This window comes from Bradyrhizobium sp. BWA-3-5 (assembly GCF_032917985.1).
Lineage (GTDB): Bacteria > Pseudomonadota > Alphaproteobacteria > Rhizobiales > Xanthobacteraceae > Bradyrhizobium.
Map to the genome: position 1 here is coordinate 2,535,098 of NZ_CP136626.1, position 23,835 is coordinate 2,558,932.

Below are 23,835 nucleotides of genomic sequence, written 5' to 3' on the forward strand. Positions count from 1 at the left end.
AGACAATCGGGCGACGATACCATCGGATCGCCCGGTCTCAAACATGGCCGGGCCGGGAATCGCCGATTGGCGTTAACCGTCCTGGTGGGCGCGGGCGAGGGTCCTTTTTTGACGGTTCAATGCGAGGCGATCGGAAGCCCGGAACATCATTTCCGATCAGGCGTTGCTTTAACGGCCGGTGTCGAAGCATTCGCTGGCATTTACAGGCACTTACTCGAAGAGGTCACCATGGCAACGCAACGGCATGGCCAGATCGTCGAAACCCCGACCGAGGCGCGTCAGGCCGAACCCGGCCCGTCGGTGCTCGCCCTCCTGTCGGTGTCGACCGGGCTCGCAGTCCTGATCCTGGGTATCGTCTGGTTCGTATTTTTCCGCACCTGAGGATCTGACCTGCGGGCCGGTTAGCCTGCCTTTCCCGGAGATCGGCAAGGCGCGTCAGCTTTTGGCCCGGCGGTGCGACCAACGGGCGCGGGTGCCTTTGCGAGCCCGCCTGGAGCCTCCGATACGGCATGTTAGGCGTTCGGTCTCCTGGGCGGGACCGGGGAAGCCCCCATGACAAAAAAGTAACATTGCCTCATATCCGCCGTTCATGGGCCGTTCACGCCGGTGGGCCTCATCTGGCGATCCTGATATCGTAGGGTTCACTTTCGGAGGCCAGCTTGCGCCTGCTTGTTGTTGAGGACGATCCGGATCTCAACCGTCAGCTTACGACGGCGTTGACGGATGCCGGTTATGTGGTCGATCGCGCATTCGACGGCGAGGAGGGGCACTACCTCGGCGACAGCGAACCGTATGACGCCGTCGTGCTCGACATCGGGCTGCCCAAGATGGACGGCATCTCGGTCCTGGAGGCGTGGCGGCGCAACGGCCGCGCTATGCCGGTCCTGATCCTGACCGCACGCGACCGCTGGAGCGACAAGGTGCAGGGTTTTGACGCCGGCGCCGACGACTATGTCGCCAAACCCTTTCATCTCGAAGAGGTGCTGGCGCGAATTCGCGCGCTGCTGCGCCGCTCGACCGGCCATGCGCAGTCGGAACTGACCTGCGGTCCGGTCTCGCTGGATACCCGCACCGGGCGCGTCAGCGTCTCCGGCAACCCGATCAAGATGACCTCGCACGAGTACCGGCTGCTCGCCTACCTGATGCACCACACCGGGCGCGTGGTTTCGCGCACCGAGCTGGTCGAGCACCTCTACGACCAGGACTTCGATCGCGACTCCAACACCATCGAAGTGTTCGTCGGCCGCATCCGCAAGAAGCTTGACGTCGACATCATCCAGACCGTGCGCGGCCTCGGCTATCTCCTGACGCCGCCGACGCCCGGAACCTGATGAGCCTTGCTCTTTTATTCGAGCGTGATCTTATCCGAAAACAGGCCTCGCTCGATTGGATCGGGGCTTGGGGATGTGCTTTTCGGGATCGTGCTCTGATGCGCGGAAGTTCGCTCGCCACGCGGTTGTTCCTGTCGGCGACCGCGTGGGTGGTCGTGATCCTGCTCATAACAGGCGTGATCCTGTCCTCGGTCTATCGCAACGCCACCGAGCGCGCCTTCGACCGCCGCCTCAACCTTTATCTTCGTACCCTGATTGCCGAGGTTGCGACCCCGGACGAGCCGCCCGACCACCAGTTCCAGTCGCTTGGCGAGCCGCTGTTCGAGCTGCCGTTGTCCGGCTGGTATTGGCAGATCGTCCGCACCGACGAGAAGGCCGAGACGAAGGCGTCCCGTTCGTTGTGGGACAAAAAGCTACCGAAGATGGAGGAGCAGGGCGCCGAGCTGACGCCGGCCGGCATCCGCCTTGGTTACATCGACGGCCCTGAGGGGCAAAGCCTGCGGGTGGTCGAACGGCCGATCGACCTCGGGGCCGATGGCAAGTTTCTGGTCAGCGTGGCCGGCGACGCATCGGAGATTTTCGACGAGATCCGCGCCTTCGACTATTATCTCGGTGGCACCTTCGCGGCCCTCGGCATAGTGCTGCTCCTGACCACGATCTTTCAGGTCCGTTTCGGCCTGGCGCCGCTCAAGCGCATTTCGGAGGCGATCGCCGACATCCGCTCCGGCCGTGCCGAACGGCTGGAAGGCGAGTTTCCGGTCGAGATCGCCCCCCTGGCACGCGAGACCAATGCGCTGATCGACGCCAACCGCGAGATCGTCGAGCGCGCGCGCACCCATGTCGGCAACCTTGCCCACGCGATCAAGACCCCGCTCTCGGTCATCGTCAACGAAGCCAACGCCCACGCGGTAAATCCCTTTGCCAGCAAGGTGCTGGAGCAGGCCGATGTGATGCGGGATCAGGTCGCCCACCACCTCGAGCGGGCCCGCATCGCCGCCCGTGTCACCATCGTCGGCACCGTCACCGAGGTCGCGCCCGCCATCGAGGCGCTGCGGCGGACCATGGAAAAGATCCATCGCGATCGCGGAATCACGATCACGGTGAAGGCGGACGCGCAGGCCAAGTTCCGCGGCGAGCGCCAGGATCTCGAAGAGATGGCCGGCAACCTCGTCGACAATGCCTGCAAATGGGCGGCTTCGCAGGTCTCCATCGAGGTGCGGGCCGAGCCGCCGGCGGAGCCCGGGACCGGGCCGCGGCTGCGGATCATCGTCGATGACGATGGCCGCGGGCTGTCGGCTGCCGAGCGCGCCCAGGTATCCCGGCGAGGCCAGCGGCTGGACGAGTCCAAACCCGGGTCCGGGCTCGGCCTGTCGATCGTCGTCGATCTCGCCGCGCTCTATGGCGGCAGCCTCGTGCTCGGCGATGCCCCGATCGGCGGGTTGCGGGCGGAACTGGTGCTGCCCGGCATCTGAATCGGAGGCTAATTACCTGCAGTTGACGGGATGGCGGCTGGCAATGCCTGGGCTTGATTTCATTATTCCTAAAGGGCTTCTTAACGCGCACGCTTCTAAGATCGGTGGCGGACGCCTTTTGCCGTCCGTATGACACCACGCATCCACACCAGGCGAATGAGCCAGACATCGACCGAGCGGCTGAGGGACTATCTCGCACAGCTCCCGCCCCAATCGCAGGCGCTGCTGATGCGCGAGTTCGAGCGCGCCATCGAGCGCGGGGAGGACGTCGCCGTCGCCAATTTCGTGCTCGAACAGCTTCGCAAGGTCGTGCGCGGCAGCGAGGAAGACGACGAGGCGCGCCCGCGGACCGACGACCCGGCGCGGCTGCTGTTCCGTCCGCTGGAGCCGTTTCTGGTCGAAAGCAACTTTCCGATCCGGGCCGGGCAGATCAGGCGCACCTCGCTGCTGCCGGTCTGGCAGTGGCTCAGCCGCGAGGGTGCGCCCGAGGCGGTCGCAGCCTTCGAAGCCGCGCTCGCCGGGATCAGGCAGAGCGACTCGACCGCCGGTCTGGAAGCCGCCACTCGAAAATTCCAGCTCGCCGCGGCCGAGGCCATCGCCCGGGTCGCTGGCCCCGCTCAGGGCGACGACCGGCAGCGTGTGCTCTCCCGGATTGGTCCGCCAAATGTTGTCGAGGATCTGCTCTCGATCGGCGCGGTGCTGCGGGCCCGCGAGCCGATGGAGGTGCTCGGCAGCAAGCTTCCCAGCCAGCTGCGGGCGCTGACGGCCTCCCAGCTTGAGACCGTGACCGCGGCGCTCAACGTCCCTTCGTTGCAGACGCCGCAATTGCTGCCGTTCGCGCTGTCGCTGATCATGCAGCGCCTCGCCTCGCCGTGGCAGATCATTCGCCTCGCGGTCAAAATGGCGGCATCCGACGACGAGGTTCGGGTGGCCGCCACACCCTACGGCGTCGCCGTCACCATCGCGCTGCATGATCTCTCGTTCCTCACCGCCTGTCTGCGCACGGACATCAGGCGCAGTCAGTTCACCAATGTCGGCGACCACCTGAAAATCCTGCACGATGGCGTGCGCGGGCTGCGTACCGAGCTCGACCTGCGCAACGATTCTGCGTGGGGCCGCCAGCTCACCTCGATCCGTGCCGATATTTCCAATTCCCTGCAGTCGGAAATCGAGAGCGTGCCCGGCCGGGTCCGCCGCCTGCTGCGGCAACGTGCCGACAAGGATATCGCCTCCGCACCCAAGATCGACTCGGCGGAGGTCGAGGAGATCGCCGCCCTGATCGACTTCGTCGCGGTGTGCCGCACCTATGCCAGTGAGCTGGCCATCAACGAGGTGACGCTGCGGACTTATTCCGATCTCCAGCACTATGTCGAGCACTCCACCGAGAGCCTGGTGCAGGCGCTTCGCGGTGGCGACGCCAAGGCGCGCGCCTACCGCCAGATGCAGGCCAAGGCAGCGATTCGCTTCTGCGAAATTCTGTTCGGCCACGATTATGCGTCGCTGATGAACCGGGCAGCCGAAAACGCCGTGACCGGCGAGCGCAAGACGACCAAGGCTGGCTAGACCGGAGATTTCGCTGAGTTTCGCTGCTGACCTGACCTCCGGAAGCCTTTCGGAGCCGTGATCAAATTGCGCAATGTCAATTGCCGGGCTTGCCGCCCGTGGTGTAAAGCGGCGCATTGGCGGCTCGCCTGAGCTGCCGTTCCGCCTCCGGGAACCGCTTGATGACGCTGTGGTTTGTGTTCGCGCTGATGACGGTCGCGGCGATCTTCGCCGTGCTATGGCCGTTGAGCCGCGGGGCCTCCGCGCCTGATGGCGGCAATGAAGCGGCCGTCTACAAGGATCAGCTCGACGAGGTCGAGCGTGACGCGGCTGCCGGGCTGATCGGCGTCGCCGAAGCCGAAGCCGCGCGGGTGGAAATCGGCCGCCGCCTGCTCGCCGCCGCCGATGGCCAGCGCGACCTGCCGTCGCGCGCGAACCTTGGCCTGCGCCGCGCCTCTGCGGTCGTGGCGCTGATCGGGCTGCCGATCGTGGCGGTGACGTTTTATCTGTCGCTGGGTTCGCCGTATCTTGGGGATTTTCCGCTGGCCGCGCGCACCCGCACCGCCGACGCCAACCAGCCGATCGAGAACATGGTGGCGCAGGTCGAAGCGCATCTGGAAAAAAAACCGACCGACGGACGCGGCTGGACCGTGCTGGCGCCCGTGCTGGCGCGGCTCGGCCGGTTTGACGATGCCGTGCGGGCCTATCGCAACGTCATCGCCTATGCCGGCGACAGTGCGGACCGCCGCTCCGACCTCGGCGAAGCCCTGGCGGGCGCGGCAGGGGGCGTCGTCACCGCCGAGGCCAAGGCCGAGTTCGAACGCGCGGTCGCGCAAAACGCCGATGAGCCCAAGGCCAGCTATTTCCTCGGGCTCGCCGCCGAACAGGACGGCCGCCCGGCCGATGCGGCTAAGATCTGGCAAGGCATGCTGGCCAAGGCGCCGGCCGACGCGCCATGGCGGCCGCTGCTCCAGGCGGCCCTGGCGAGGGTCGGCGCGCCAGCCGCGCCGGCGGTCTCCAGCGACGCGATGGCTGCCGCCAAGGACATGAATGAAGACGACCGTAACGCGATGATCCGCGGCATGGTCGATCGCCTCGCGACGCGGCTGAAGCAGAACGGCGACGATGTCGAGGGATGGTTGCGGCTGGTGCGGGCCTATATCGTGATGGGGGAGCGCGATAAGGCGGTGAGCGCGCAAACGCAAGCGCGTCAGGCGGTTGCGGGCGACGCGGAACGCTTGCGGCAGCTCAATGACGGCCTGAAGAAACTTGGGCTGGATGGATGAGCAGGGCGGCAGCACAAATAACGGAAAGTAGGGAACAGAAATGACGCGCAAGCAACGGCGTTTGACCATGATCAGCGGCTCGCTCGCGGTGCTCGCGATTGCGGCGGCACTGGTCTTGAACGCCATGCGTGATTCCATCGTGTTCTTTTCCACGCCGACCATGGCGGCCGAAAAGCACATTCCAGCCGGCAAGCGGTTCCGCCTCGGCGGCCTGGTGCAGCCGGGCTCGCTGGTGAAGGGCGACAATCTCGCGGTGAATTTTTCCATTGCCGACGGCAGCGCCACGCTGCCGGTCGCCTACAAGGGCATTTTGCCGGACCTGTTCCGCGAAGGGCAGGGCGTCGTCGCCGAGGGCGCATTGGATGCTTCCGGCGTGTTCAAGGCCGACACGGTGCTCGCCAAGCATGACGAGACCTACATGCCCAAGGATGTCGCCGACGCCCTCAAGAAGCAGGGGCACTGGAAGGACGATTACGCCAAGCCGGGGGCACAGGCCCAAGGAACACCCCAAGGGGGAACCACGAAGTGATCGCGGAAGCCGGACACTACGCGCTGGTGCTGGCGCTCGCGCTGGCGCTGATCCAGTCCATCGTGCCGATGCTGGGCGCGCGCTGGGGCGATCATGCCTTGATGAACGTGGCGCGCTCCACCGCGCTTGCGCAATTGCTGTTCGTGGGGGCGTCGTTCACGGCGCTGACGATGCTGCACGTGGTCTCGGATTTCTCCGTCGCCAACGTGTTCGAGAACTCGCACTCGATGAAGCCGCTGCTCTACAAGATCACCGGCGTGTGGGGCAATCACGAAGGCTCGATGCTGCTGTGGGTATTGATCCTGGCGCTATTCGGCGGCCTCGTCGCCGCGTTTGGCAACAATCTGCCGCTATCGCTGCGGGCGCATGTGTTGGCTGTGCAGGGCTGGATCGCTGCCGCCTTCTATCTCTTCATCCTCGTCACCTCCAATCCCTTCTTGCGCATTGCAAGCCCGCCGATCGAGGGCCGCGACCTCAATCCGGTGCTGCAGGACATCGGTCTCGCGGTGCATCCGCCGATGCTCTATCTCGGCTATGTCGGTTTTTCGATTTCGTTCTCGTTCGCAGTTGCCGCGCTGATCGAAGGCCGCATCGACGCCGCCTGGGCGCGTTGGGTGCGGCCGTGGACATTGATGGCGTGGATCTTCCTCACGCTCGGCATCGCCATGGGCTCTTACTGGGCCTATTACGAGCTCGGCTGGGGCGGCTGGTGGTTCTGGGACCCCGTTGAAAACGCGTCGCTGATGCCCTGGCTCGCTGGCACCGCGCTGCTCCACTCCGCGGTCGTGATGGAGAAGCGCAACGCGCTGAAGGTCTGGACTATCCTCTTATCGATCCTGACTTTCTCGCTGTCGCTGCTCGGCACCTTCCTGGTGCGTTCGGGCGTACTCACCTCCGTGCATGCGTTTGCGACCGATCCGGCGCGCGGCGTCTTCATCCTGCTGATCCTATGCCTGTTCATCGGCGGCAGCCTGTCGCTTTACGCCTTCCGCGCGTCGACGCTGAAGCAGGGCGGGCTGTTTGCGCCGATCTCGCGCGAAGGCGCGCTGGTGCTCAACAATCTCTTTCTCACTTCCGCCTGCGCCACCGTGTTCATCGGAACGCTGTATCCGCTGGCGCTGGAGGTTTTGACCGGCGACAAGATTTCCGTGGGCGCACCGTTCTTCAACCTGACCTTCGGTCCCCTGTTCGTGCCCTTGCTGCTTGCGGTGCCGTTCGGCCCGCTGCTGGCATGGAAGCGTGGCGATCTCCTCGGCGCGGCGCAGCGGCTGACGGCAGCCGGCCTCGTGGCGCTGGTCGCGATTGCGGTGCTGTTTGCGTGGACCCAAGGCGGCGCCACGCTCGCGCCGCTGGCGATCGGGCTTGCCATCTTCGTGATCGGTGGCGCCGTCAGCGACCTTGCCGAGCGCATCGGGCTATTCCGGGTTCCCCTTGGTACTGCGCTGCGCCGCGGGCGCGGCTTGCCGCGCGCGACCTGGGGCACCGCCTTCGCGCATGCCGGCCTCGGCATTGCCCTGATCGGCGTCGTCTGTGAAACCACCTGGAACAGTGAATATATCGGTACGATGAAGGTGGATAGCGTTGCGAGCGTCGCCGGCTATCAACTCAAGCTCGACGGCATCACGCAGCGGCAGGGACCGAATTTCCGCGAGATGATCGCGCAGTTCACGGTTAGCAGAGACGGCGAAACGCTGCAGGTGATGACGCCCTCGAAGCGCAACTTCACCACGCGCGGCGCCTCGACCACCGAGGCCGCGCTGCTGACCCGCGGCGCCAGCCAGCTCTATATTTCGCTCGGCGACACCAATGCCGAAGGCGCGATCGCGGTCCGCATCTATCACAAGCCGCTGGTGCTGCTGATCTGGTGGGGGCCTGTGTTGATGGCGTTCGGTGGCGTGCTGTCGCTGTCCGACCGCCGCCTGCGCGTCGGCGCGCCGAAGCCGGCCAAGGCCGCGCGTACGCTGCAGCCGGCGGAGTGAGCTCGTGAACAAGCTTCTCGCCAGTCTGTTCGTTGCCGCCCTGCTGTCGGGTGCGCCGGCCGCTTACGCCGTGCAGCCCGACGAGATCATGGCGGATCCGGCGAAGGAAGCCCGCGCGCGCGATCTGTCGCGCGAACTGCGCTGCATGGTGTGCCAGAACCAGTCGATCGACGATTCCGATGCGCCGCTGGCGCGCGACCTCAGGCTGTTGGTGCGCGAGCGGATCGCGGGCGGCGACAGCGACAGACAGGTGATCGATTTCCTGGTCGCGCGGTACGGCGAGTTCGTGCTGCTTAAACCGCGCTTTTCGCCGCATACGCTGTTGCTGTGGCTATTGCCGCCGCTCGCCTTGGCCGGCGGCGGACTGGCGCTCTGGTACTACGGCCGACGCCGTCCGGCCCCCGGCAGCGCCGCCGATCCGTCGTTGCGCGACCTGACCGAGGAGGAAGAGGAAAGGCTGGAGCGCCTGCTAGCGGCCGATGCCGCGGACAGGAAGGCTTGAGCGCATGCATTGCAAGCGGGCCGGCTTCCGCTATGACTCCCTTGCAAAACAATCAAGGCAGGGGGAAACCGGACATGGCCTTTTCGCTCTACGACGCCACCGTGGCGAACTATCTGCAGACGCTCGGCGCGGTCAGCGGTTTCCTCGAGCGCGGTCTCAAGCATTTTCGCGACAACAATATCGATCCGGAAACCATCGTGGAGGCACGGCTTGCGCCTGACATGTTGCCGCTTCGCTTCCAGATCATCTCCGTCGCCCAACATTCCCGCGGCGCCATCGAGGGCGTGCAAAGCGGAGAGTTTCGTCCGCCGGCGTCTAAGACGCCCTATGACTACGCCGGACTACAAGGGCTGGTCGCGCAAACCCGCGAGGCGTTGTCGGTTTGGACGCCCGAAGCCGTCAACGCGCTCGGCGGCCGCGACGTCGTCTTTCACATTGCCGACCGGCAATTGCCATTCATGGCAGAAGACTTCCTGATGTCGTTCTCGCTGCCGAATTTCTATTTCCACGCCACCACCGCCTACGACATTTTGCGCACCAACGGCGTGCCGCTCGGCAAGCGCGATTTCATGGGGCGGCTGAAGATGAAGGGCTGAGGTTGGAAACCTAGCCGCATATCGGCATGCGCACTGGCCGGTTCGCTCGCTGGGGCCAAGCCTCTGTGGCCTTGTATTGCTGCATCCAGACCGGGGGCGTTTCGCCCGCCGAATGCCTTTTTCGGCCCCGGCTAAGCCATTGATTGCCTGCGCTATTCTGCCGCACGCCGATCCCTCAGCATTACCAAACTTTAATGCCCCAGCCAGCGGGCGGTAAGGCGGCAGACCCCATCTTCAGGTCCTGTCAGGTGCCCAGCCCCCGCACCGTTGAAAATGAAGAATTCAGGCTCTGGAGATTTCAAGAATGACCGAACGTCCCGTAGATCTTTCGCAGCTACCCTCCCGCGGCGCGCCGCGCCGCTCGCTATTCTCCGCACGCAAGTTCGCGCTGATGGCTTCCGTCGTCGCCGGCCTCGGCGCTGCCGTGTACGGCTTTGGCCCGCAGCAGGGCCCGATTGATGTCTTCACCAGCGCGGCGCATGCGCAGGTCAATAACGAGGTCCGCAAGGTCGAGCGTCCCATCGGCTTCGCCGACATTGTCGAGCGTGTGAAGCCGTCGGTGATCTCGGTCAAGATCAACATCGCCGACAAGAGCAGCAAGGACGACAGCGCCAACAAGGACGAGGACTCGCCGTTCGCGCCGGGCTCGCCAATGGAGCGCTTCTTCCGCCGCTTCGGCGGTCCGGATGGCTTGCCGCCCGGCCTGCGCGGCGGACCGCGTGGCGGCCGTGGCCCGGTGACGGGGCAGGGCTCCGGCTTCTTCATCTCGCCTGACGGTTATGCCGTGACCAACAATCACGTCGTCGACGGCGCCGACAAGGTCGAGGTCACGACGGACGACGGCAAGACCTATACCGCGAAAGTGATCGGCACCGACCCGCGCACGGATCTGGCGCTGATCAAGGTCGAGGGTCGCACGGATTTCCCGTTCGCCAAGCTGTCGGACTCCAAGCCGCGGATCGGCGACTGGGTGCTGGCGGTCGGTAACCCGTTCGGCCTGGGCGGCACCGTGACCGCCGGCATCGTCTCGGCATCAGGCCGCGACATCGGCAACGGCCCGTATGACGATTTCATCCAGATCGACGCGCCCGTGAACAAGGGCAACTCCGGCGGTCCGGCGTTCGATATCAATGGCGAAGTGATGGGCGTCAACACCGCGATCTACTCGCCGTCCGGCGGCAGCGTCGGCATCGCGTTCTCGATCCCGGCTTCCACGGTCAAGAACGTGGTCGCCCAGCTCAAGGACAAGGGCACGGTCAGCCGCGGCTGGATCGGTGTCCAGATCCAGCCGGTGACCTCAGACATCGCCGACAGCCTCGGCATGAAGAAGGCGGAAGGCGCGCTGGTCGCGGAACCGCAGGCGAATGGCCCGGCGTCCAAGGCCGGCATCCAGTCCGGTGACGTCATCACCGGTGTCAACGGTACCCCGGTCAAGGATGCCAAGGAGCTCGCCCGCACGATCGGCGGTCTGCCGCCCGGCACTGCCGTGAAACTCAACGTGCTGCAGAAGGGCCAGGAGAAGGTCTTCAACCTGACGCTCGGCCAGCTGCCGAATACGGTCGAGGCCAAGGCTGACAACGACAAGGAAGACCGCGGCGGAGCCACCAAGGGAACCGGCGTGCCGAAGCTCGGCCTGACGGTAGCCCCTGCCAACAGCGTGGCCGGCGCAGGCCGGGAAGGCGTCGTGGTGACCGAGGTCGACCCGAAGAGCGCGGCGGCCGAGCGCGGCTTCAAGGAAGGCGACGTCATTCTCGAGGTCGCCGGCAAGAGCGTCGCGACGGCAGGCGAGGTGCGCGAGGCGATCGATACCGCGCGGACCGAGAACAAGAACAGTGTTCTCATGCGCGTGAAGAGCGGCGGTTCGTCGCGCTTTGTCGCGGTGCCGCTGGCGAAGGGCTAAACGAGGACTAGATATCAGATGGAGGGTTTCGCCGGCATTCGTCGCCCCCGCCGACGTCTCCTTCCGGGGAGCGGGTGCAAAACTCGCTCCCACTGGCAACCTTCCTTCGGAACACGCCCCCCTCCGTCGGAAGGCCCAAAGGGCGGTGAGGTCCCCCAGCTTCACCGCCCGCTTTTTTCACTTCAGCGAGAATGCGGCCGGCCGCCTTGCATGTGCAGGGCGGTCGCGCCATGGTGACAGAAAGCCAATCCCGTGACCGCAACTGCCCCGCAAATGCGCCTGCTGATCATCGAAGACGACCGCGAGTCCGCCGACTATCTGGTCAAGGCGTTCCGTGAAGTCGGCCATGTCGCCGATCTCGCCAGCGATGGCGAGGAGGGCCTGTCGATGGCGGATGGCGGCGACTACGATGTGCTGGTGGTGGACCGCATGCTACCCAAGCGCGACGGTCTCTCCGTAATCGGCGCGCTGCGCGAGAAGGGCAACCGCACGCCGGTCTTGATCCTCTCCGCGCTCGGCCAGGTCGACGACCGCATCAAGGGCCTGCGTGCCGGCGGCGACGACTATCTGCCAAAACCCTATTCGTTCGCCGAGCTGCAGGCGCGCGTTGAGGTGCTGTCGCGCCGCAATGTCGGCCCGGCTGAAGAGACGACCTACCGTGTCGGCGATCTCGAGCTCGACCGGCTTTCGCACCGCGTCGCGCGCGGCAAGGATGAACTCACGCTGCAGCCGCGCGAGTTTCGCCTGCTCGAATATCTGATGAAGCATGCCGGCCAGGTGGTGACCCGCACCATGCTGCTGGAAAACGTCTGGGACTATCACTTCGATCCGCAGACCAACGTCATCGACGTGCATATTTCGCGGCTGCGCTCCAAGATCGACAAGGGCTTCGAGCGGCCCTTGCTACACACGATCCGCGGCGCCGGATACATGATCCGTGACGGCCTTCGGTAAACTGATCCGCACGACGGCGTTCCGCCTGACGCTGGTCTATCTGTTTCTGTTTGCGCTGTTTGCCGCGTCGCTGCTCGGCTATTTCGCCTGGAATACGCGGCGGCTGATCAATGAACAGATCACTGCCACGGTGAATGCCGAAACCGGCGAGCTCGTCGACATCTATACGCGCCGCGGCTTGCGCATACTCGTCCCCACGATTGAGAACCGGGCGCTGCGGCCGGGGGCCAATCTCTATCTCGTCACCACGCCTGAGGGGAAAGCGATCCGCGGCAATGTCGATGCGCTGTCGCCGGGCGTAATGGCCTCGATCGGCTGGTCCGAGACCGCCTATCGCCGGCTCGACGAGCAGGACACGGCGCATCATCGCGCGCTGGTGCGCGTCACCGAACTCACCAACGGTTTCCGCCTCCTGGTCGGACGCGATCTGGAGGAGCGGCGGCGTATTTTCGGCATCGTCGCCAAAGCCGCGCAATGGTCGCTGCTGGTCGTGATCGTGCTTGGCATCGGCGGCGGCATCTTCGTGGCGCGGCGGGTGCTGCGCCGGATCGATGCCATGACCGGCACCACACGGCGCATCATGGCCGGCGATCTCTCAGGGAGGCTGCCGGTCGGGCGCTCCGGCGACGAGCTCGATCGCCTCGCGGAAAACCTCAATGCGATGCTGGAGCGCATCGAGGCGCTGATGATGGGGCTGAAGGAAGTCTCCGACAATATCGCCCACGATCTGAAGACGCCGCTCACACGTATGCGCAATCGCGCCGAGGAAGCGTTGGCGCGTTCGGGCAGCGAGGCGGAATATCGCGCGGCGCTGGAGCGGACCATCGACGAATCTGACGGCCTGATCCGCACCTTCAATGCACTCCTGATGATCGCCCGCGCGGAGTCCGGGCAGGCGCGCGGCAACATGGATGATTTCGATGCCGCCGATGTCGCCAAGGGCATTCACGAATTGTATGAACCGCTGGCCGAAGACGATGGCATGACCCTGCGCGTCAATGCTGAGACGGCGCGGCTGCACGGCAACCGCGAACTGATCAGTCAGGCGCTCGCCAATCTGGTCGAGAACGCCATCAAATACGGTAAGCCGTCACCGGTGGTGCAGCCGCTCGACCCTTCCGCCGCGGCGCGTACCCGCGAAATCCTGATCGAGGCGCGGCGCGAGGGTGACCGCGTGCTGCTCAGCGTTATCGATCATGGACCCGGCATTCCCGAAGGGGATCGCAAGCACGCGGTGGAGCGGTTCGTGCGCCTCGAGGCCAGCCGAACGCTGCCGGGTTCCGGCCTCGGCCTCAGCCTCGCCAGCGCCGTTGCCACCCTGCATGGCGGTGAGCTGCAGCTCGGCGATTCGCATCCGGGCCTGACCGCGACGCTGGTCATCCCGGCGCTATCTGCCGCGGCCGACAGGCTTGCCGCGCAAACGCCGGATGTGCCACAGAAGGTGGCATGAATTCTTCCGCCTTGGCCGCGCGGTTCGTCAGCGGGCCGCATCTTCCAGCCGAAAGTGCCGCTGAACAACGCTTCATAGACTGGCTCGCCGAACTGGAGCCGGCGCAGGCGGCTGAGGTCCGCGCGTGGCTGGACAGTCCGCATGTCCGCGCCATCCTGCTCGGCATCGCCGAGTTCTCGCCCTATCTGTTCGACCTGATACGCGCCGATGCCGCGCGGCTGGTCCGCCTCTTGGCATGCGACCCGGAACAGCATCTCGCCGCGCTGATCGAAAAGACCTCGCGTGACGTGCTGGCCGCTACCAGCGAAGCCGACGTGATGCATCTACTTCGCCGCATGAAGTCGGAGGCGGCGTTATTGATTGCGCTATGCGACATTGGCGGCGTCTGGCCGGTGATGCGGGTGACGGCGGAGTTGACCGGTCTGGCGACCTTCTCCGTGCAGACGACGCTGCGCTTCCTGCTGCGCCAGGAGATCGCACGGGGCCGCATGAGCGCGGCCAACCATGATCGGCCGGAGGAGGGCTCCGGCCTGATCGTGCTTGCCATGGGCAAGATGGGTGCGGGCGAACTGAATTATTCCAGCGACATCGACCTGATCGTGTTCTTCGATCCCGCGGCGACGTCGCTCGCCGCTGATATCGAGCCGGCGCCGTTCTTCGTCCGCGTGACGCAGGGATTGGCCCGCATGCTGCAGCAACGCTCCGGCGAAGGTTACGTGTTCCGCGTCGACCTGCGGCTGCGGCCCGATCCGGCGTCGACGCAGGTGGCGATCTCGACCGAGGCGGCGCTGCATTATTACGAGCGGGAAGGGCGGACCTGGGAGCGCGCCGCGATGATCAAGGCGCGCGTCTGCGCCGGCGACGCCAGGGCCGGCGAGGCGCTGCTCGCCGAGCTTGCGCCGTTTGTCTGGCGCAAGCACCTGGATTTTGCGGCGCTTGCCGACGTCCACGACATGAAGCGGCAGATGCAAACCTATCGCGGCCAGAGCGAGATCTCTGTCGAAGGCCACAACGTCAAGGTCGGCCGCGGCGGCATCCGCGAGATCGAATTCTTCGCGCAGACGCAGCAGCTCATTGCCGGCGGCCGCCATCCGGAATTGCGGGTGCGCCCGACGCTGCATGCGCTGCAGGTGCTGGCCACCAGCAACTGGATCAGCTTCCAGGCCTTCGATGAGCTGACGGCAGCCTATGAGTTTCTGCGCCGCGTCGAGCACCGGCTGCAGATGATGTGCGACGAGCAGACCCACGCGTTGCCGGAAGACGCCGAGGCGGTGGCGCGCTTTGCGAACTTCTTCGGCTATGAGAGCCGCGCGGCCTTTGCGAAAGACCTGCTTGGTCATCTCAACATCGTGCAGGGCCATTACGGAAAACTGTTCGAGGGTGATCCCACCGGCACCGTGAAGCTGCCGCAGCTCAACTACGCCGCGGGCCCCGAGGATGCGCGCCTCGTCGATCACCTGACGACGCTCGGCTTCAAGAAGCCGGTTGCGCTCGCCGGCACGCTGCAGCTCTGGATGCAGGGCAATTACCGCGCGCTGCGCAACGAGGCGACCAAGGCCGCTTTCATCGAGTTCGTGCCCGGCCTGATCGACGGGCTCGCCCATGCCGAGGACCCTGATGATGCCGTGATTGCGTTCGATCGCTTTCTCGGCGCGTTGCAGCGCGGCGGCCGGCTGATCTCGCTGCTCAGCCAGAACCGCGATCTCGTTGCCTTGGTAGCCTTGATCCTCGGCGCCGCGCCGCGGCTCGGCGACATGCTGGCGCGGCAGCCGCAGATCATGGACGGCCTGATCGATCCGCGTTTCTTCGGCGCGATGCCTGACCAGAAAGAATTGTCGGAGCGGCTGGCGGCGACGCTGAAAGACGCGGACTCCTATGAAGATTTTCTCGATCGCCTCCGGCTGTTCGGGCAGGAAAGCCTGTTCCTGATCGGCACGCGCATTCTGTCCGGCACGGTCTCCGCCCAGCAGGCCAGCGTCGCCTTTGCCGACGTTGCCGAGGGCATCGTGCACACCGTGCATGGCCTGGTCACGGACCAGTTCGCCAGCCAATATGGCCGCATCAAGGGGCAGGAGACCGCGATTGTCGCGATGGGCCGGCTTGGCAGCCGCGAGATGACCGCGTCCTCCGACCTCGACTTGATCCTGCTCTATGATTTCGACTTGGATAATCCCGATTCAGATGGCGCGCGCTCGCTGCATGGCGCGCAATACTTCGCGCGCCTGACACAGCGGCTGATCTCGGCATTCACTACGCGCACCAATTACGGCGTGCTGTATGACGTCGACATGCGGCTGCGTCCCTCAGGCCGGGCCGGCCCGCTGGCGTCGCGCATCGATTCCTTTGCCGACTACCAGGAGCGCGAAGCCTGGACCTGGGAACATATGGCGCTGACCCGGGCGCGGGTGATTTCGGCATCGCCGGCTTTTCGGAAAAAGATCGAGCACATCATCCGCAGCGTGCTGACGCGGCCGCGCGATGCGGCTTCCACAGCCGGTGACGTCGCCGACATGCGGCGGGCGATTGCGCAGGAAAAGGGCGAGGACGATATCTGGGACCTCAAGCTCGCCGCTGGCGGGCTCGTCGATATCGATTTCATCGCGCAATATCTGCAGCTCGCCCACGCCGCTGACAAGCCCGATATCCTCAGCGTCTCGACGCTGCAGGTGCTCGACAATGCGGCGCGGCTTGGCGTGCTGCCGCAGTCCGACGCCGAAATCCTGCGCCATGCCGCGCGCCTCTATCACGATCTGACGCAGATCCTCAGGCTCTGCGTCATCGGCAAGTTCAATCCGGCGACGGCGGGCGAGAACCTCCTGCGCGTGATGGCGCGCGCTGGCGACACGCCTGATTTTTCGACGCTGGAAGCACGCGTGCGTGAGACGCAAGGTGAGGTGAGGCGGGTGTTCCGGGCGCTGGTGGATGGGGAGTAGAAGGGGCGCATCCGCTGCTGCCGAGAGCGCGTCAATCGTACCGCGCGGCTACTGCCTTGCCATCGGGCGCGGTAAGCTGAACCGCCCCCTTGGGGTTGGCCGGCAGGGCCGTGGCGGCTGTTCCGCTCAGCGCGTTCTTTTCCGAAGGAGCGAGCGTTATCCGCTCTGCCTTTCCGCCAAGATTGAAAATGGCTATGCCCTTGAATCCGTTCGGGTCAACCGGCTTGTCGTTTTCGCCGATGAGGAATATCTCGACCGTCTTGTCTTTGACGACGAGCTCGGCATGGTAGGCGCCCGCGTCGCTGATCCGTCCGCCATGTGTACCCTTCGCGTCGTGCGCATAGGCCGGCATCACGGCCAGCAGGACGGCACCGAGAGCTGCTGTGTATTTGAATTTCATGATGATGTCCTTTTGAGATGCGTGATCAATAGGAATGTGAAGCGGCATGACTCACAGCGGATTCGTTGGGCTGCCGTTGCATCAGCCGCATTAACGGCTTTTTGCCGAACATGAGGAACAGCACCGGCGTAATCAGCGCATCGAGCAAGGTCGCGCTGATAAGCCCGCCGAAGATCGTGATCGCGACGGGATGCAGGATTTCCTTGCCAGGCTCGTCCGCCGCAACGAGCAGCGGAAGCAAGGCAAGCCCCGCAGATAGCGCCGTCATCAGCACCGGCGTCATGCGCTCGAGGCTTCCGCGGATCACAAGCTCAGGCCCGAACGGAATCCCCTCCTGCAGGGCGAGGTTGATGTAATGGCTTATCTTGAGAATCCCGTTGCGCGTCGCGATTCCCGTCAGGGTGATGAAGCCGACCATGCTGGCCACCGATAGTGGCTGGTCGGTCAAGGCCAGCGCCGCGACCGAACCGACCAGCGCGAGCGGCACCCCGCCCATGACGATCAGGGCGAGCACGGCGGAGCGGTAGCGGCTGTAGAGGATCGCAAAGATCAGCGCCAGCGAAAGGGCGGAAAGGATGGCGATAGTGCGGCTGGCTTCCTCCTGCGCCTTGAACGTGCCCTCGAGACTCGCGGTGACGCCCTGCGGCAGGCTGGTTGCGTCCAGTTCCGCGCGAATGCGGCGCACGATCTCCGCCATGTCGGTCTTGCCGTCGGAGTTCGCGAGCACGACGATGCGCCGGCGGCCGTTCTCCCGCAAGATCTGGTTCGGCCCGTCCGTCTCTTTGATGTCCGCAATCTGGCGTGCCGGGATCCACCCCGAAGGGGTCTTGATCAGGAGTTCGCCGAGCTTTTCGGTGGTGCGCAGGCGCTCGGGCAGCCGCATGACCACATCATAGCGCTTGTAGCCGTCGACCACGCGCGAGATGACGCGGCCGCTCGACAGCCGAGACAATTGTTCCGTCACGGCGCCGGGCTGTACGCCGTACAGGGCAGCCCGCGTATAGTCGACGCGGACTTCGAGCTGCGGAATGCGCACCTGCTTTTCGATCTGGAGGTCCTGGATGCCGTCGATCCTGGCGAGCCGTGCACTAAGCTCTTCCGCGCTGTTGCGCAACGTGTCGAGGTCGTCGCCGAACAGTTTGAGGGCAAGTTCGGCGCGGACGCCGGAGAGGAGGTGGTCGAGCCGGTGCGAGATCGGCTGTCCGACATTGATCGAGAGCGGCAGCACCGAAAGCCGGGCACGGATATCCGCGACGATCTCGGGTTTTGGCCGCTGCGAGGGCTTGAGGTCGACTTCAAGGTCCGAGGAATGCACGCCCTCCGCATGCTCGTCCAATTCGGCTCGGCCGGTCCTTCGCCCAATGCTGATGACCTCAGGCACATCGAGCAGCAGGCGTTCCGCGATCGATCCGACCCTTGAGGATTCCGTCAGCGAAACGCCCGGCGCGAACGCGATATTGATCGTGAACGTGCCCTCGTTGAAGGCGGGCAGGAACGCGCGCTTCAAGGCGAATACGCCGGCACCGGCGCCCAGTACCGCGAGCGCCGTGACGCTGACCAGCAATCCCTTGTGAACGAAAGCAAACCGGAGCGCCGCATGATTGACGGATTTGAGCCTGCGGACAAGCCAGCTCTCCCGTTCGGCGAGCCGCCTCATCCCCGGCAGCAGGTAATAGGCCAGCACCGGCGTCAGTGTGATCGAAACCAGAAGGCTCGCGAGGATCGAGATAATGTAGGCGTGGCCCAGCGGTGCGAACAGCCGTCCCTCGATGCCCGAAAGCGCAAACAGCGGCACGAACACCAGGACGATGATCATCGTGGCGTAGACGATGCCTGATCGCACTTCGTTGGATGCCGAAACCACCACGTCGAACACCGAACGGGGATTGCCTTGCTCCCTGTTCTCGCGCAGCCTCCGGAAGATGTTCTCGACATCGACGACGGCGTCGTCGACGAGTTCGCCGATCGCGATGGCAAGGCCTCCGAGCGTCATCGTGTTGATCGACAGGCCGAGCAGCTTGAAGATGATGGCTGTGGTCAGGATCGAGACCGGGATCGCGGTGAGCGAAATGGCCGTCGTACGCCAGTTGAGCAGGAACGCGAACAGGATCGCCGCCACGACGAGCGCGGCCTCGAGCAACACCCGCAAGAGGTTCTGGATCGAGTTTTCGATGAAATCCGCCTGCCTGAAGATGACTTCGCTCGCTTTCACGCCGGAGGGCAGGGAGGGCTCCAGCTCGGCGAGCGCCTGGGTGATCTGCCGCGTCAGCTGCACCGTATCGATATTGGGCTGCTTCTCGACCGAGACGATCACGGCTGGCCGGCTCATATAGCCCGCGTCGCCGCGCTTGACCCTCGGCGCAAAATCCACGTTCGCCACCTGCCGCAGCAGGATGGGCCGCCCTTCGACGGTGGTAACGACGATGTTGCGGAGGTCTTCAAGGCTGGTGGTGCGGCCGATATTGCGGATCAGATATTCGCGGGCGTTCTGGTCGGTGAAGCCGCCGCCGGTATTGGTGCCGAACTGCCGGAGCGCGAGCTCGACCTGATCATAGCCGACGCCGAGTGCGCGCAGCGCGGAAGGCAGCGGCGCAATCCGGTACTGGCGGACCTCGCCGCCGATCGGGATCACCTGCGCGACGCCCGGTATCGCGAGGAGCCGCGGCCGGATGGTGAAATCGGCGATCTCGCGCACCTCCATTGCCGACGCCGTCTTCGAGGTCACCGCGACCAGCAGGATTTGCCCCATGATCGAACTGATCGGGCCGATCTGCGGGGTGACGTTGAGGGGGAGCTGGCCCTGCACCTGCGCCAGCCGCTCCGCGACCAGTTGACGGTTGCGATAGATATCGGTGCCCCAGTCGAACTCCACGTAGACGATCGAAAGCCCGATGCCGGAGACCGACCGCACGCGGCTGACGCCGGGCACGCCGTTCATCTGGGTTTCGATCGGAAAGCTGACGAGCTGCTCGACTTCGGGCGGGGCGTAGCCTTCCGATTCCGTCATGATCGTGACGGTCGGACGGTTGAGGTCGGGAAATACATCGACCGGCAGCTGGCGCGCGGTATACGCGCCGAGCACGACCAGGATGCCCGCGAGCGCCAGCACAAGCAGGCGGTTGCGAAGCGAGGCGCTGACCAGGAACGTGAACATGGATGTATTCCTCAGCGCACGTGATCGAGCAGGTCCGCGCCTTGCGACACCACCCGTTTGCCTGGAGCGATGCCCGACACGATCAGCACGCGATCGCCGTCGAGAGGTTCCGTGCGCACGCTCCTTGGCACGAACCTTTCAGGGCTGACGTGCTCGTAAACGAAATCCTGGCCGTTCGAGCCACGCACCACGCTGCTGCGGGGCAGCGCGAGGCCTTCCTTTGTTTCGTCAGTGGCGACCAGTACGGTGAGGAACTGGCCGGCCCTGAGGCCCGCCGTGTCGCCCGTGATGGCAAAATGCACGGGCACGGACTGGCTGCGATCGGCGAAGCCGGTACCGCGATAGACGAGGTCGTAGTTCTTTCCGGTGTAGGTCGATGCCCGCGCGCCCTGCGATGGCTCGACATTCTCGAAGGAGAGCGCTTCCACCCACAGCCGCGCGGGATCGATGATGTTGAAGACGATCGAGCTCGGCTGGACGATCTGGCCGGCCACCGCGCTGCCTTCCGCGATGACGCCCGCGACCGGGGCGATCAGCGCTTCGGGTTCGCGGCGCGACGCTTTTTCGATAGATGCGCGCCGGTCGCGCAGCCCTTCCAGCTCGAGCCGTGTATCCTCGAGCTGGGTGCGGGAAATGGCGCCTGACGGTGCGAGCTGCTCGTAGCGCGCAAAGCGGCGCTCCACGATCGAGATTTGCTGATCGAGCTCGCCCTGTCGCTGGCGCATGTCGGAGACGTCGATCGCCTGGATCGGCGGGGTGACATAGCCGAGGATATCGCCTTGTTTCACCCGCGTGCCGAGGCGAGGGAAGCCGTCCGGTGGCGCAGAAAGCCGGCCCCCGACGGCAGATTGCGCGTAGCCGCTGGCATTGGGATCGGGAATGATCCTGCCCGGCAGTTCGCTGACCTTCCTTTGCTTGGCCTGTTCGGCGACCAGCGTCCGCAGCGCAAATATCCGCTGCACGGACTTGGGCACGAACACCGCGCCGTCAGGCAGACGCTGGGCGCGTTCGCCTGCCACGACGTTGATGGCGACTTGCGCCTTATCTTGCTCATGGCCGTGGCCATCATGGGGACCTTCATTTGCTTTCGTCTCGCGAATGCCCGCGAGTGCTGCGACGATGACGACAATGGCAGCCGCTCGCCGTCGGCGCATCGCGATGGCCGTCAGCAGCGCGCCCGCCACCAGACCGCCCAGCGCGAAAAGAAGCGACGTCGTACCGATGTGATCGCCGAGCGCCGCGTCTTTCTGTGGAGTGCTCTGCGCCGCATCACGCGCCGTCTGAAGCGTCATCGGCAAAATGTCGGTCGTGCCATCGGCTGCAACGGTGAAAATGAGGTCGGTGCGGCCGTTCTTTGCCAGCCAGGGCGCCGGCAGGTGGTATGTACCGTCGGGATTTGCGGTCGCCTTGGCCGAGCCGGCCGGCGTCTCAACCTCAAGAACCGCGCCGATCACCGGCTCGTTCGTGGCAAACCGGTCAATATGGATTTCGAGATGGTCGCCGCGGACGACGGCCACGATCTCGAACGCGTTGGAATCGGTCTCGCCACGCGGCAACGCGGTTGCCGAGACCGCGGGTGGTTCGTCGTGGTCGTGGTCCTCATGGGCGGAAGCGGGAACGACCGCAGCGCACAGGGCTGCGACGGGCACGAGAGCGCGCAGGGCACGCCCGAAATGGGAAAACATACCAAAAATCCTTCAGTCTGAATGACTGTCAGTTGCCGGCCGTGACGTCCGGCCGCGCGAATTCACTGATCTTGTTCGTTCAGATGAAGTGTTTGGGAGGGCGCCTGAGGGACTCAGGCGCGCGAACCGGTTTCATTTGAGCCGGGACAAAGGCAACGCGTGTTGTCGATCGCGGCAACGGGACGATTTGCGCGAAATTCGGCAATCCGGCGGCACTGCAAGCGGAGCATACCGTGGTGCAGCAGGCGCCGACGCAATTCCGGTCCGAAGAGGCCGGTACTTCGGTTTGCCCGCGCGGAGCCTGTTGCAACACGACCTGCGTCGCCGACCGCTCAGATCTAACAACGATGGCATGACCATAGTCGCCATGGATGTGAGCGACAGCATGGTGCGGATGGCCGACGTGGGCTTGCGCAACAGAAGGCACGAATGAAAGCACGATCAAGACGATCGCAGCTCCCAGCATGCACATAATTCGTTGCATCAACATCACAGTCCGATGGCGCCACAAGTACGCACTAGATATCGCCGGGGAACCGGGAATTCAATACCGCAATGCGGCGGTACCGACATGGTTACCGTGAGCGTTATATTGTTACGAATAGCTGCGACCGTTTCTCAGTCCCGTTTGCCAAGAAGTCCGTCAAAGACCTGCCCGGCGGTTTCGCCGATGATGTGTCCGGTGGCCCCCGTCTCCTTTGATCACCGACGACATGAAGCCGCGGGCCTCTTCAGCGTGACGTGAGGCGGAAGCGGCACGGCCTCCGGATCAGTCTTGACCTCGATACCTCGATCACCACCGGGCGGTCGCTCCTGAGCGCTTCCTGCCAGGCAGCGATTGGGCTGGAACTCCGCTGGCCATTATGAATTGTAGCGGGAACAGGAGGCCGGGATGCATACAGAGATCAACATCTTCGAGAAACCCATCGAGCGTATCCGGAGGACGTACGAATTGATGGGGCTTGGCGCCGACTTCGACCGCAAGCTGCCGGAACTCGAAACCCATTTGGAAGCGCTGGTGGCCGAAGGCGAAACCAGCGAGGAACGGCTGGCCGTGAGTGGCCTGACATTTCTGAAGCAGGCGCACTAGGGGCGCGGCCGGGTCGCGTCAGGAAATCTCGCTCGGAAGTTCCCAGGCCGGATCCGGCGCGCAACATTCCTCCAGCTTGATTTCCTTCACGTGGTAACGCGCGGGCAGAACCTGTCCGCCGGCTTCGTCGGCAACGGGAATGTCGGAAATCAGACCATCGTCGAGCGCGTGCTTCCAGACCTCCGGCTCGCTTGGCAGGCCGGGGCCAATCTGCTTGTCGTCATTGAACAGCGCGTAAGCCACTTGCCCCTCCCAAAATCAAAACCCCGCCAGCTATCGCAATAACTGACGGGGCTTTTGAGCTGATATTTCTGAAAAGATTTCTCCTTCCTGATCTATCTGCTCACGTCTCCAACGCGCAAGCTGGAGACTCGTTCCGTCTTTTCGTGCTCGGTCCGAAAAATCGGGAAGACCATGGGAAGGGTGGAGCGAGGATCTATTCGATCCCAGGGAAAGAGGATGGGTTTCGCTGCGCTCTACCCCATCCTACGAATCCGACGACTCGCCGCCGGCGGTTCGCCGGTAGCGAAAGTCGCAATGGCTGGCGCCTTGCATGATGGTCTGGGTTCGCGTCAGCTCGACATCCGGCCCAAATCCCTCGGCCGTATCGAAATCGGCCGAGCAAACCAGCAGGAACCCAAGCTCGGGCTCGCCAAGCTCCTTGTAGAATTCCGCATAGCGGCATCGGGTGACGTCGAACGCAAAAGCATCCTGCGACTGCTCGATCACGTCGTAGTGCAGCGCATCGTCGCGCGCATAGGTCGTAAACGCCGATCCGATGGCCTTGCCGAGGTTCGGCTCGTTCTTCGCCCGCCAGAACTCTACGCCAAACTGACGATAGAGGTCGCCGAGCGTCTTTCGAACGATCTTCCTGGCGCGTTCCTCGCCCAATTCCGCCTGCAAGGCTTTCACGAGCGGGACCAGAACCTGAGCCTGAATCTTGGCCTGTTGGATGACGGGAATGCTCATGGACGGCCTCCATTCTTGTTTTGAAGGTAGAGATTCCGCGCCGGCGGCGTCCACCTCAATCGA

General features: G+C 64.5%; 19 protein-coding genes. 14 read left to right on the forward strand and 5 right to left on the reverse strand.

Annotated features, from left to right (window positions below; genetic code table 11):
* Positions 1-228 precede the first annotated feature (228 nt).
* The 13 genes from RX331_RS12045 (at position 229) to RX331_RS12105 (ending at position 16,474) form a co-directional block, all read left to right on the forward strand.
* Entirely contained in the window at positions 229-381 is a 153-nt protein-coding gene (locus tag RX331_RS12045) for a hypothetical protein (RefSeq protein WP_317256774.1), read from the forward strand.
* Between the two features lie 278 nt (positions 382-659).
* Complete coding sequence (locus RX331_RS12050) at positions 660-1,331, forward strand: response regulator transcription factor (RefSeq protein WP_283033564.1); 672 nt, start codon at positions 660-662, stop codon at positions 1,329-1,331.
* A 98-nt stretch (positions 1,332-1,429) separates the two neighbouring features.
* A complete protein-coding gene (locus tag RX331_RS12055; protein WP_317256775.1) occupies positions 1,430-2,803 on the forward strand; it encodes a sensor histidine kinase in 1,374 nt (457 codons plus the stop codon).
* Between the two features lie 156 nt (positions 2,804-2,959).
* On the forward strand, positions 2,960-4,366 hold the full coding sequence (locus RX331_RS12060) for a hypothetical protein (RefSeq protein WP_317258099.1): 1,407 nt from the start codon (positions 2,960-2,962) through the stop codon (positions 4,364-4,366).
* Positions 4,367-4,527: 161 nt separating this feature from the next.
* Positions 4,528-5,631: a c-type cytochrome biogenesis protein CcmI gene (ccmI, locus tag RX331_RS12065; RefSeq protein WP_317256776.1), complete on the forward strand. Its 1,104-nt coding sequence runs from the start codon at positions 4,528-4,530 to the stop codon at positions 5,629-5,631.
* A 40-nt stretch (positions 5,632-5,671) separates the two neighbouring features.
* Positions 5,672-6,160 carry a cytochrome c maturation protein CcmE gene (gene ccmE / locus RX331_RS12070; protein ID WP_410708187.1) on the forward strand — a complete coding sequence of 163 codons (489 nt, stop codon included), beginning with the start codon at positions 5,672-5,674 and terminating at the stop codon, positions 6,158-6,160.
* Positions 6,157-8,139, forward strand: coding sequence for a heme lyase CcmF/NrfE family subunit (locus RX331_RS12075; protein WP_317256777.1), 1,983 nt, complete (start codon positions 6,157-6,159; stop codon positions 8,137-8,139). Before ccmE ends, RX331_RS12075 begins: the two co-directional genes overlap by 4 nt.
* 4 nt (positions 8,140-8,143) lie before the next feature.
* Entirely contained in the window at positions 8,144-8,641 is a 498-nt protein-coding gene (locus RX331_RS12080; RefSeq protein ID WP_317256778.1) for a cytochrome c-type biogenesis protein, read from the forward strand.
* Between the two features lie 74 nt (positions 8,642-8,715).
* Positions 8,716-9,237, forward strand: a complete 522-nt coding sequence (locus RX331_RS12085) for a DUF1993 domain-containing protein (protein ID WP_317256779.1) — start codon at positions 8,716-8,718, stop codon at positions 9,235-9,237.
* A 304-nt stretch (positions 9,238-9,541) separates the two neighbouring features.
* The gene (locus RX331_RS12090) at positions 9,542-11,137 is read left to right on the forward strand and encodes a Do family serine endopeptidase (RefSeq protein ID WP_317256780.1); all 1,596 of its coding nucleotides are present in this window, start codon (positions 9,542-9,544) and stop codon (positions 11,135-11,137) included.
* A 273-nt stretch (positions 11,138-11,410) separates the two neighbouring features.
* On the forward strand, positions 11,411-12,091 hold the full coding sequence (locus RX331_RS12095; protein WP_057848354.1) for a response regulator transcription factor: 681 nt from the start codon (positions 11,411-11,413) through the stop codon (positions 12,089-12,091).
* Positions 12,075-13,541, forward strand: a complete 1,467-nt coding sequence (locus RX331_RS12100) for an ATP-binding protein (RefSeq protein ID WP_317256781.1) — start codon at positions 12,075-12,077, stop codon at positions 13,539-13,541. The genes RX331_RS12095 and RX331_RS12100 overlap by 17 nt, the downstream gene beginning before the upstream one ends.
* Positions 13,538-16,474 carry a bifunctional [glutamine synthetase] adenylyltransferase/[glutamine synthetase]-adenylyl-L-tyrosine phosphorylase gene (locus RX331_RS12105; RefSeq protein WP_317256782.1) on the forward strand — a complete coding sequence of 979 codons (2,937 nt, stop codon included), beginning with the start codon at positions 13,538-13,540 and terminating at the stop codon, positions 16,472-16,474. The genes RX331_RS12100 and RX331_RS12105 overlap by 4 nt, the downstream gene beginning before the upstream one ends.
* 31 nt (positions 16,475-16,505) lie before the next feature.
* Here RX331_RS12105 and RX331_RS12110 read toward each other — a convergent pair whose 3' ends face one another.
* Genes RX331_RS12110 through RX331_RS12120 form a run of 3 tightly spaced genes read right to left on the reverse strand, consistent with a single transcriptional unit; the run spans position 16,506 to position 21,713 of the window.
* Positions 16,506-16,874 (reverse strand): hypothetical protein, encoded by a 369-nt coding sequence (locus RX331_RS12110; protein WP_317256783.1) that lies wholly within the window; start codon positions 16,872-16,874, stop codon positions 16,506-16,508.
* A gap of 25 nt (positions 16,875-16,899) precedes the next feature.
* Positions 16,900-20,028 carry an efflux RND transporter permease subunit gene (locus tag RX331_RS12115; protein WP_317256785.1) on the reverse strand — a complete coding sequence of 1,043 codons (3,129 nt, stop codon included), beginning with the start codon at positions 20,026-20,028 and terminating at the stop codon, positions 16,900-16,902.
* An 11-nt stretch (positions 20,029-20,039) separates the two neighbouring features.
* On the reverse strand, positions 20,040-21,713 hold the full coding sequence (locus tag RX331_RS12120; RefSeq protein ID WP_317256786.1) for an efflux RND transporter periplasmic adaptor subunit: 1,674 nt from the start codon (positions 21,711-21,713) through the stop codon (positions 20,040-20,042).
* Positions 21,714-22,605: 892 nt separating this feature from the next.
* On the opposite strand from RX331_RS12120, the gene RX331_RS12125 reads away from it, so the two are divergent.
* Positions 22,606-22,803 (forward strand): hypothetical protein, encoded by a 198-nt coding sequence (locus tag RX331_RS12125; protein WP_317256787.1) that lies wholly within the window; start codon positions 22,606-22,608, stop codon positions 22,801-22,803.
* An 18-nt stretch (positions 22,804-22,821) separates the two neighbouring features.
* On the opposite strand, the gene RX331_RS12130 is transcribed toward RX331_RS12125, so the two are convergent.
* Together RX331_RS12130 and RX331_RS12135 are read right to left on the reverse strand one after the other, a co-directional pair.
* Positions 22,822-23,046 carry a hypothetical protein gene (locus RX331_RS12130; RefSeq protein ID WP_317256788.1) on the reverse strand — a complete coding sequence of 75 codons (225 nt, stop codon included), beginning with the start codon at positions 23,044-23,046 and terminating at the stop codon, positions 22,822-22,824.
* A 243-nt stretch (positions 23,047-23,289) separates the two neighbouring features.
* On the reverse strand, positions 23,290-23,772 hold the full coding sequence (locus RX331_RS12135) for an L-2-amino-thiazoline-4-carboxylic acid hydrolase (protein WP_317256789.1): 483 nt from the start codon (positions 23,770-23,772) through the stop codon (positions 23,290-23,292).
* Positions 23,773-23,835: the final 63 nt, after the last annotated feature.

Coding starts and splice junctions, on each gene's coding strand:
- RX331_RS12090 (WP_317256780.1), top strand. CDS start 9,542: ATGACCGAACGTCCCGTAGATCTTTCGCAGCTACCCTCCCGCGGCGCG.
- RX331_RS12115 (WP_317256785.1), bottom strand. CDS start 20,028: ATGTTCACGTTCCTGGTCAGCGCCTCGCTTCGCAACCGCCTGCTTGTG.
- RX331_RS12135 (WP_317256789.1), bottom strand. CDS start 23,772: ATGAGCATTCCCGTCATCCAACAGGCCAAGATTCAGGCTCAGGTTCTG.
- RX331_RS12120 (WP_317256786.1), bottom strand. CDS start 21,713: ATGTTTTCCCATTTCGGGCGTGCCCTGCGCGCTCTCGTGCCCGTCGCA.
- RX331_RS12085 (WP_317256779.1), top strand. CDS start 8,716: ATGGCCTTTTCGCTCTACGACGCCACCGTGGCGAACTATCTGCAGACG.
- RX331_RS12105 (WP_317256782.1), top strand. CDS start 13,538: ATGAATTCTTCCGCCTTGGCCGCGCGGTTCGTCAGCGGGCCGCATCTT.
- RX331_RS12045 (WP_317256774.1), top strand. CDS start 229: ATGGCAACGCAACGGCATGGCCAGATCGTCGAAACCCCGACCGAGGCG.
- RX331_RS12060 (WP_317258099.1), top strand. CDS start 2,960: ATGAGCCAGACATCGACCGAGCGGCTGAGGGACTATCTCGCACAGCTC.
- RX331_RS12110 (WP_317256783.1), bottom strand. CDS start 16,874: ATGAAATTCAAATACACAGCAGCTCTCGGTGCCGTCCTGCTGGCCGTG.
- ccmI (WP_317256776.1), top strand. CDS start 4,528: ATGACGCTGTGGTTTGTGTTCGCGCTGATGACGGTCGCGGCGATCTTC.
- RX331_RS12095 (WP_057848354.1), top strand. CDS start 11,411: ATGCGCCTGCTGATCATCGAAGACGACCGCGAGTCCGCCGACTATCTG.
- RX331_RS12055 (WP_317256775.1), top strand. CDS start 1,430: ATGCGCGGAAGTTCGCTCGCCACGCGGTTGTTCCTGTCGGCGACCGCG.
- ccmE (WP_410708187.1), top strand. CDS start 5,672: ATGACGCGCAAGCAACGGCGTTTGACCATGATCAGCGGCTCGCTCGCG.
- RX331_RS12125 (WP_317256787.1), top strand. CDS start 22,606: ATGCATACAGAGATCAACATCTTCGAGAAACCCATCGAGCGTATCCGG.